Source organism: Halobacillus sp. BBL2006 (assembly GCF_000786645.1).
Taxonomy (GTDB): domain Bacteria; phylum Bacillota; class Bacilli; order Bacillales; family Halobacillaceae; genus Halobacillus.
In genome coordinates this window covers 1-6,198 of record NZ_JRNX01000525.1, presented here as the reverse complement: position 1 = coordinate 6,198, position 6,198 = coordinate 1, and the positions used below count along the sequence as shown (strand labels likewise).

Annotated in this window: 5 protein-coding genes, 1 pseudogene and 1 other annotated feature; of the genes and pseudogenes, 4 read left to right on the top strand and 2 right to left on the bottom strand. The window is 40.9% G+C overall.

All coding sequences use genetic code 11. The features are described from left to right. A pseudogene (locus LD39_RS15195) lies at positions 1-182 on the bottom strand (tryptophan--tRNA ligase); the annotation flags it as partial. A gap of 56 nt (positions 183-238) precedes the next feature. Beyond that, positions 239-436: a binding site (T-box leader), on the bottom strand. A 52-nt stretch (positions 437-488) separates the two neighbouring features. After that, positions 489-860 carry a DUF3899 domain-containing protein gene (locus LD39_RS15190; protein WP_035549029.1) on the bottom strand — a complete coding sequence of 124 codons (372 nt, stop codon included), beginning with the start codon at positions 858-860 and terminating at the stop codon, positions 489-491. A gap of 405 nt (positions 861-1,265) precedes the next feature. Between LD39_RS15190 and LD39_RS15185 the strand changes: the two genes are divergently transcribed. The 4 genes from LD39_RS15185 to LD39_RS15170 all read left to right on the top strand — a co-directional run. Next, complete coding sequence (locus LD39_RS15185) at positions 1,266-2,951, top strand: peptide ABC transporter substrate-binding protein (protein WP_035549027.1); 1,686 nt, start codon at positions 1,266-1,268, stop codon at positions 2,949-2,951. A gap of 171 nt (positions 2,952-3,122) precedes the next feature. Then, complete coding sequence (gene opp3b / locus LD39_RS15180; protein ID WP_035549024.1) at positions 3,123-4,049, top strand: oligopeptide ABC transporter permease; 927 nt, start codon at positions 3,123-3,125, stop codon at positions 4,047-4,049. Between the two features lie 7 nt (positions 4,050-4,056). Beyond that, complete coding sequence (gene opp3C, locus LD39_RS15175; protein ID WP_035549022.1) at positions 4,057-5,187, top strand: oligopeptide ABC transporter permease; 1,131 nt, start codon at positions 4,057-4,059, stop codon at positions 5,185-5,187. Positions 5,188-5,203: 16 nt separating this feature from the next. Further along, a partial coding sequence (locus LD39_RS15170; protein WP_035549019.1) for an ABC transporter ATP-binding protein occupies positions 5,204-6,198 on the top strand: 995 nt, incomplete at its 3' end.

Sequence of the window (6,198 nt, the reverse complement as noted above, 5' to 3'; positions counted from 1 at the left end):
AGTGACTTAATGTTATCTCTCAGCTTGAGTCGATCCTGAGGTACTGTGATCGCATGTTCATCAACAATACAGAAGTAGCATTTGTGATCCTCTTGTAAATCAACAAAATGCTTCATTGCCCCCAGATAGTTCCCCAGTGTTAATGTACCACTCGGTTGAATACCAGAAAAAATTGTCTTCATTTTCTTCACCTCATCTATTTTATTCATAAAAAAAACCATTCATCGCTTCCACTAATGGAAGGGACGAATGATTCCGCGGTGCCACCCTGATTACTTTTCCTGAGAAAAGTCTGCTTTAGATCGTTAACGCCGATTTACGTCTTAACGAAGCTAAGAAGTCCCAATTCCTCCTAATGGTCCTGACTGTTCACACCGGCCACAGTCTCTCTGAAAAGATATCATTAAGAGTACTTTATCTTCCTCATCGCGCTTATCATATATAATTGAAAAGTAATTATAAACTATATATATCCGACTCACAAGTATTTATACGTTGTAGTAGACCGCAAGTAATGCCAGTAAACCTAACGCTAACATAGAGCCGTGGAATAAGAAGAAAGAAAGCCAGCTCTTCTCAACAGTTTGCGAGGGAAGAGGTTTTTCCTTCCAATCATCTAAATAGTCCTTCTGCTTCGCCATCTTATTAGAGAAGCGTCTGAAACTATACGTAATGGCATCGAAGAACCCGCCTCGGATCACCCAAAGGAGAAGCCCGACGAACAAATAGAAGTAAGCGATATAAAACAATTGATTAATGTAATGAAATAAATCGTATACAGGGGCTAAAACAGCGAATAGTAAAGTAACGACCATCACATTGAACAATAGCATCATCCATTTGTTACGTATTACACTCAAAAAGATTCACACCTTCCATCAAAAAGCTATTAAATATTATAGCATGCTTTTAGTTTTGAAGGAATTGTAAACTATATTAATAAACAGAAAATTCTATGTTATTAAAAACTTGAATGATTTATGCAATTACTTTAACGTAGAAACGTGATAAACAAAGGATGTGCGTTTTTTCGTGTTATTTTTTATGCAAACAGTCTTATAAATAGTTATTAATAGACAAAAATATTGTAAAATAAACTAGGCCTAAAGTCACGTTTTGTGTCATAGAAACGTAATAATGAAGGGGATTCTCAGAAATATAAGAAAAAAATTAATGCAAAATAGTTAGAAAACTTGTATAATTCGATATGTGGACAAAATACCACATTAATTTTTTGAAAATTTTTAGGGGAGGTCATTTTCTACATGAAAAAGACAAATTGGTTATTGCTGGTACTCGCACTAGTACTAAGCATGTTCCTAGCTGCATGTTCCGGCGGCGGAGACGGTTCTAGCTCCGATGGCGGAAATGACAGTGGAGGAGACTCAGGAGATCAAGCAGCTGGAGACAGCGAACAAGTACTTAACATTATGGATACCGCTGAAATTCCAACAATGGATCCATCACTAGCAACTGACGCAGTTGCATTCCAATGGTTAGGTTCTACAATGGACGGGCTTTACCGCCTTGGTAAAGACGCTAAAGCAGAACCAGGAATTGCAAAAGATCACAAAGTAAGCGAGGACGGTCTTACTTGGACGTTCAACCTTCGTGAAGATGCAACATGGACAAACGGTGACCCTGTTACAGCGAACGACTTCGTTTACGCTTGGCAGCGCGCTGTTAACCCTGAGACTGGATCTGAGTACGGTCCATACATGATGGGTGGAGTTATTAAAAACGCTACAGACATTGCTAACGGTGACACACCAGTAGAAGAACTAGGTGTTAAAGCTGTTGACGATTATACTCTTGAAGTAACACTTGAAAAACCAGTTCCTTACTTCGAATCTCTAACTACTTTCGGTACATTCCTACCGTTGAACAAGAAATTCGTTGAAGAACAAGGCGACCAGTTCGCTCTTGAAACAGACTCATACCTTGGTAATGGTCCATTCAAACTTACTGAATGGAACCATGGTGAAGGTTGGGTACTAGAGAAAAACGAAGATTACTGGGATGCTGAAAACGTAAAACTTAACAAGATCAATGTTAAAGTTGTTAAAGATACTGCTACTGGTGTAAACCTTTATGAAACTGGTGAAGTAGATCGTGCAAATCTATCTGCTGAATTTGTTGACCAGTACCGTTCTTCTGAAGATTTCCGCGTAGAAGAAGAACCAACATTGTTCTACTTGAAATTTAACCAAGAAGCGAATGACGTTCTTGCTAACGTAAACGCTCGTAAAGCAATGCAAATGGTTATCGACCGTCAAAGCATGGTTGACGTTATCTTGAATAACGGTTCAATCCCTGCTGTTGGTGATATTCCACAAAACTTTGTTAAACACCCTGAATCTGGTGAAGATTTCCGTGAAATCAACGGTGACCTGGTTGAATATAACGTAGATAAAGCACAAGAGCTTTGGTCTAAAGCGAAAGAAGAGCTTGGCCAGGATACAATTGAATTGAACTACCTTGGTGGAGACACTGAAACTGCGAAAAACCTTGATGCTTACATTAAAGACCAACTTGAGCAATTGGAAGGTCTTACTGTAAAAGTTCAAGCTGTACCATTTAAAGAACGTTTAGATCGTGACACTAGTATGAACTATGAAATCCAGAACGCTGGATGGGGCCCAGACTATATCGATCCAAATACGTTCTTGAACATGTGGGTTACAGACGGTGGAAACAATAAGACTGGTTACGCTAATGAAGAGTATGACGCTATGATTGAAAAAGCGAATACTGAACTTGCTCAAGAGCCGGTCAAACGTTTCGAAACATTCCTAGAAGCTGAGAAAATGCTAATCCAAGACGATGCAGTACTTGCGCCACTTTATCAGCGTGCACGTGCTCAACTTTGGAAGCCATATGTTAAAGATGTTCAAGTCAACCCGATGGGACCTGACTACAACTATAAGTACGCTCATATCGAAGGTAAATAATACGATAAAGCGGAACGAACCACATATAGGCTAGCTATAGGGGAGAGAGTATATGTCCAAGTTGGCGTATGCTCTCTTTTTCCCTGTAAACAAAGTTTTCTAATTATAGACAAATTTCTGTCAATTCCATAATATAGAGATATAGGGTTAAACTTAACAGGAGGTGTTGATATGGCACGTTATATACTTCAACGTTTGGGTTACATGGTTATAACGATGTTTTTGATCGCAACGTTCACGTTCTTCTTAATGAAGTTCTTACCAGGTACTCCCCTAAGTGCTGCAGATAAATTATCAGAAGAACAACAAGCGGTCGTATTAGAAAAGTATGGATTGGATGATCCGGTACCTGTTCAATATTTCAACTACATGGTGAATTTAACACAAGGTGACTTAGGAATCTCATTCCAGTTCGACAATAGAGAAGTAACGACAATTATCATGGAGCGTATCGGTCCTTCCATGACATTAGGTGTACAAGCAATGGTCCTTGGTACGATTCTTGGCATGCTGCTTGGTCTTGTATCAGCGATTTATCATAACGGATTTCTTGATTACGGTTCGACATTCATTGCCGTTATCGGAAAATCCATCCCATCTTTCGTATTCGCAGGTATTTTGCAGTACTTCATCGGTGTAAAGTTAGGCTGGTTCCCAGTTGCATTATGGGGAACATGGGCACATACCGTTCTTCCAACAATTGCGTTGGCCATCTTCCCGATTGCAATTGCAGCCCGCTTTATGAGAACCGAAATGCTGGAAGTTTTAGGGTCTGACTATATAACGACGGCACGGGCAAAAGGTGTCAATAAATTTGGTGTCGTATTCAAACACGGAGTACGAAATGCCTTAATTCCATTGATTACGGTACTTGGCCCGTTGGCTATCGGTTTGATGACAGGTACACTTGTTATTGAAAACATTTTTGCCGTTCCAGGAATTGGTGAACAGTTCGTAAAAGCGATTAATACTAATGACTTTCCAATCATTATGGGTACCACGTTACTAATCGCATTCCTTTTCATCTTCATCGTCCTGGTCATTGACCTTCTTTACGGAGTCATTGATCCAAGAATTCGTCTAGCAGAAGGAGAGTAGTAACTTTATGGATAATCACAAACCATCGAAAGATTTATTTGTACCCGTCGATAGGAAAGATAACGAAAGTGAAAAGATCAATCGTCCCAGCCTATCATTCTGGCAGGATTCTTTCATCCGACTGCGTAAAAACGTAGGAGCGATGATAGGACTTGTTGTTTTAGTTGTCCTGATTCTTATGGCTATATTCGGACCGTACATGAATAAGTATGGAGAATTCGAACAAGACTTATCTCGTGCGAAAATGCCGCCTAAAGTTGAAGCACTCAGCTGGTTAGGTATGGATGGTACGCTATCCGACGTATCAGAGGCACAATCTCTAGATCAAGCGAAGACAAAAGCGCTCATGCGTTTTAATAATCAAGAAGAATTTATTAATCTTGAAACTTTAAACGACGGTTCTAATGGAGAACCTGCAAAAGTGAAAGCTGTTTATGATGTTTATGCAGCGAAAGATATGAAAGAGAACTTCTGGTTCGGTACAGACGGCCTTGGTCGTGACTTGTGGACACGTACGTGGAAAGGAACAAGAATTTCCTTGTACATTGCCTTTTTAGCCGCAGCGATTGATATGGTCATTGGTGTTGCTTATGGCGGAATTTCTGCCTACTACGGTGGTCGTGTCGACAACTATATGCAGCGAATCATCGAAATTCTTATCGGAATCCCGAACCTTGTCGTGGTAATTCTTATGATCCTGATCTTAGAACCTGGGATCCTCTCGATTACGATTGCGTTGACGATAACCGGCTGGATATCGATGGCCCGGATTGTCAGGGGACAAGTCTTGAAACTGAAAAACCAAGAATTCGTCCTTGCTTCACAGACTCTCGGGTCACCAGATAACCGTATTTTGCGTAAACACTTAGTTCCTAACGTATTAGGATTAATCATCATTAATACGATGTTTACCATTCCAAGTGCTATCTTCTTCGAAGCCTTCTTGAGCTTTATTGGGCTTGGACTGCCGACACCGATTGCATCGTTAGGTACCCTTGTAGAGGATGGATTTAACTCATTACAGATTTATCCACATATTTTATTATTCCCGGCAATTGTAATCTCTCTAATCATGATTGCCTTTAATGTCTTAGCTGACGGTCTTCGTGATGCATTCGATCCGAAGATGCGTGAATAGGAGGTAGGTGTACAAAATGGAAAAATTACTAGATGTTAAAAACTTGCATGTTTCCTTTGACACCTACGGCGGTGAAGTAAAAGCTGTGCGTGGGGTCAATTTCGATCTGAAAAAAGGTGAGACCCTTGCCATTGTCGGAGAGTCCGGTTCTGGTAAGTCCGTAACAACCAAAGCGCTTATGCACTTGATTCCTAAGCCACCCGGTCGAATCAAAGAAGGTGAAATCATCTTTGAAGGCAGAGACATTGCCAATATAAGCGAAAAAGAAATGCAGAAAATTCGTGGTAAAGAAATGGCGATGATCTTCCAGGATCCTATGACTTCTCTTAACCCTACAATGAAGGTTGGGAATCAGATTATGGAAGGGCTGATCAAGCACCAAAAAATGAGCAAGGCGCAAGCACGTACGCGTGTTGTTGAACTGCTTGAATTAGTAGGAATTCCTGATCCTGAATCTCGCCTTAAACAATATCCACACCAATTCTCTGGTGGAATGAGACAGCGTGTTGTTGTAGCCATTGCATTAGCTTGTAATCCAAAGCTGTTGATTGCCGATGAGCCGACAACAGCGTTAGACGTTACAATTCAAGCTCAAATTTTGGAACTAATGAAAGATATTCAGAAGAAGACCGACTCTGCAACAATTTTCATCACGCACGACCTTGGTGTCGTAGCGAACGTTGCTGACCGTGTGGCGGTCATGTATGCGGGTAAAATTGTTGAGATTGGAACGGTCGATGATATTTTCTACAACCCTAAACACCCTTACACGTGGGGACTATTAGGCTCCATGCCTTCATTAGATAGTGACGATGAAGAGCTTTACGCCATCCCTGGTTCTCCGCCGGATCTATTGGATCCGCCAAAAGGAGATGCGTTCGCTGCTCGAAATGAATACGCTATGCAAATCGACCTGGAACAAGAGCCACCAATGTTCAAGGTGTCTGATACTCACTATGCAGCAACATGGCTGCTTCACGAGAATGCTCCTAAAGTAGAGCCTCCAGCCAT

Bases quoted from the DNA above. Each gene is read 5' to 3' on its own strand.
- LD39_RS15185 (WP_035549027.1), top strand. From the start codon at position 1,266: ATGAAAAAGACAAATTGGTTATTGCTGGTACTCGCACTAGTACTAAGC.
- opp3b (WP_035549024.1), top strand. From the start codon at position 3,123: ATGGCACGTTATATACTTCAACGTTTGGGTTACATGGTTATAACGATG.
- opp3C (WP_035549022.1), top strand. From the start codon at position 4,057: ATGGATAATCACAAACCATCGAAAGATTTATTTGTACCCGTCGATAGG.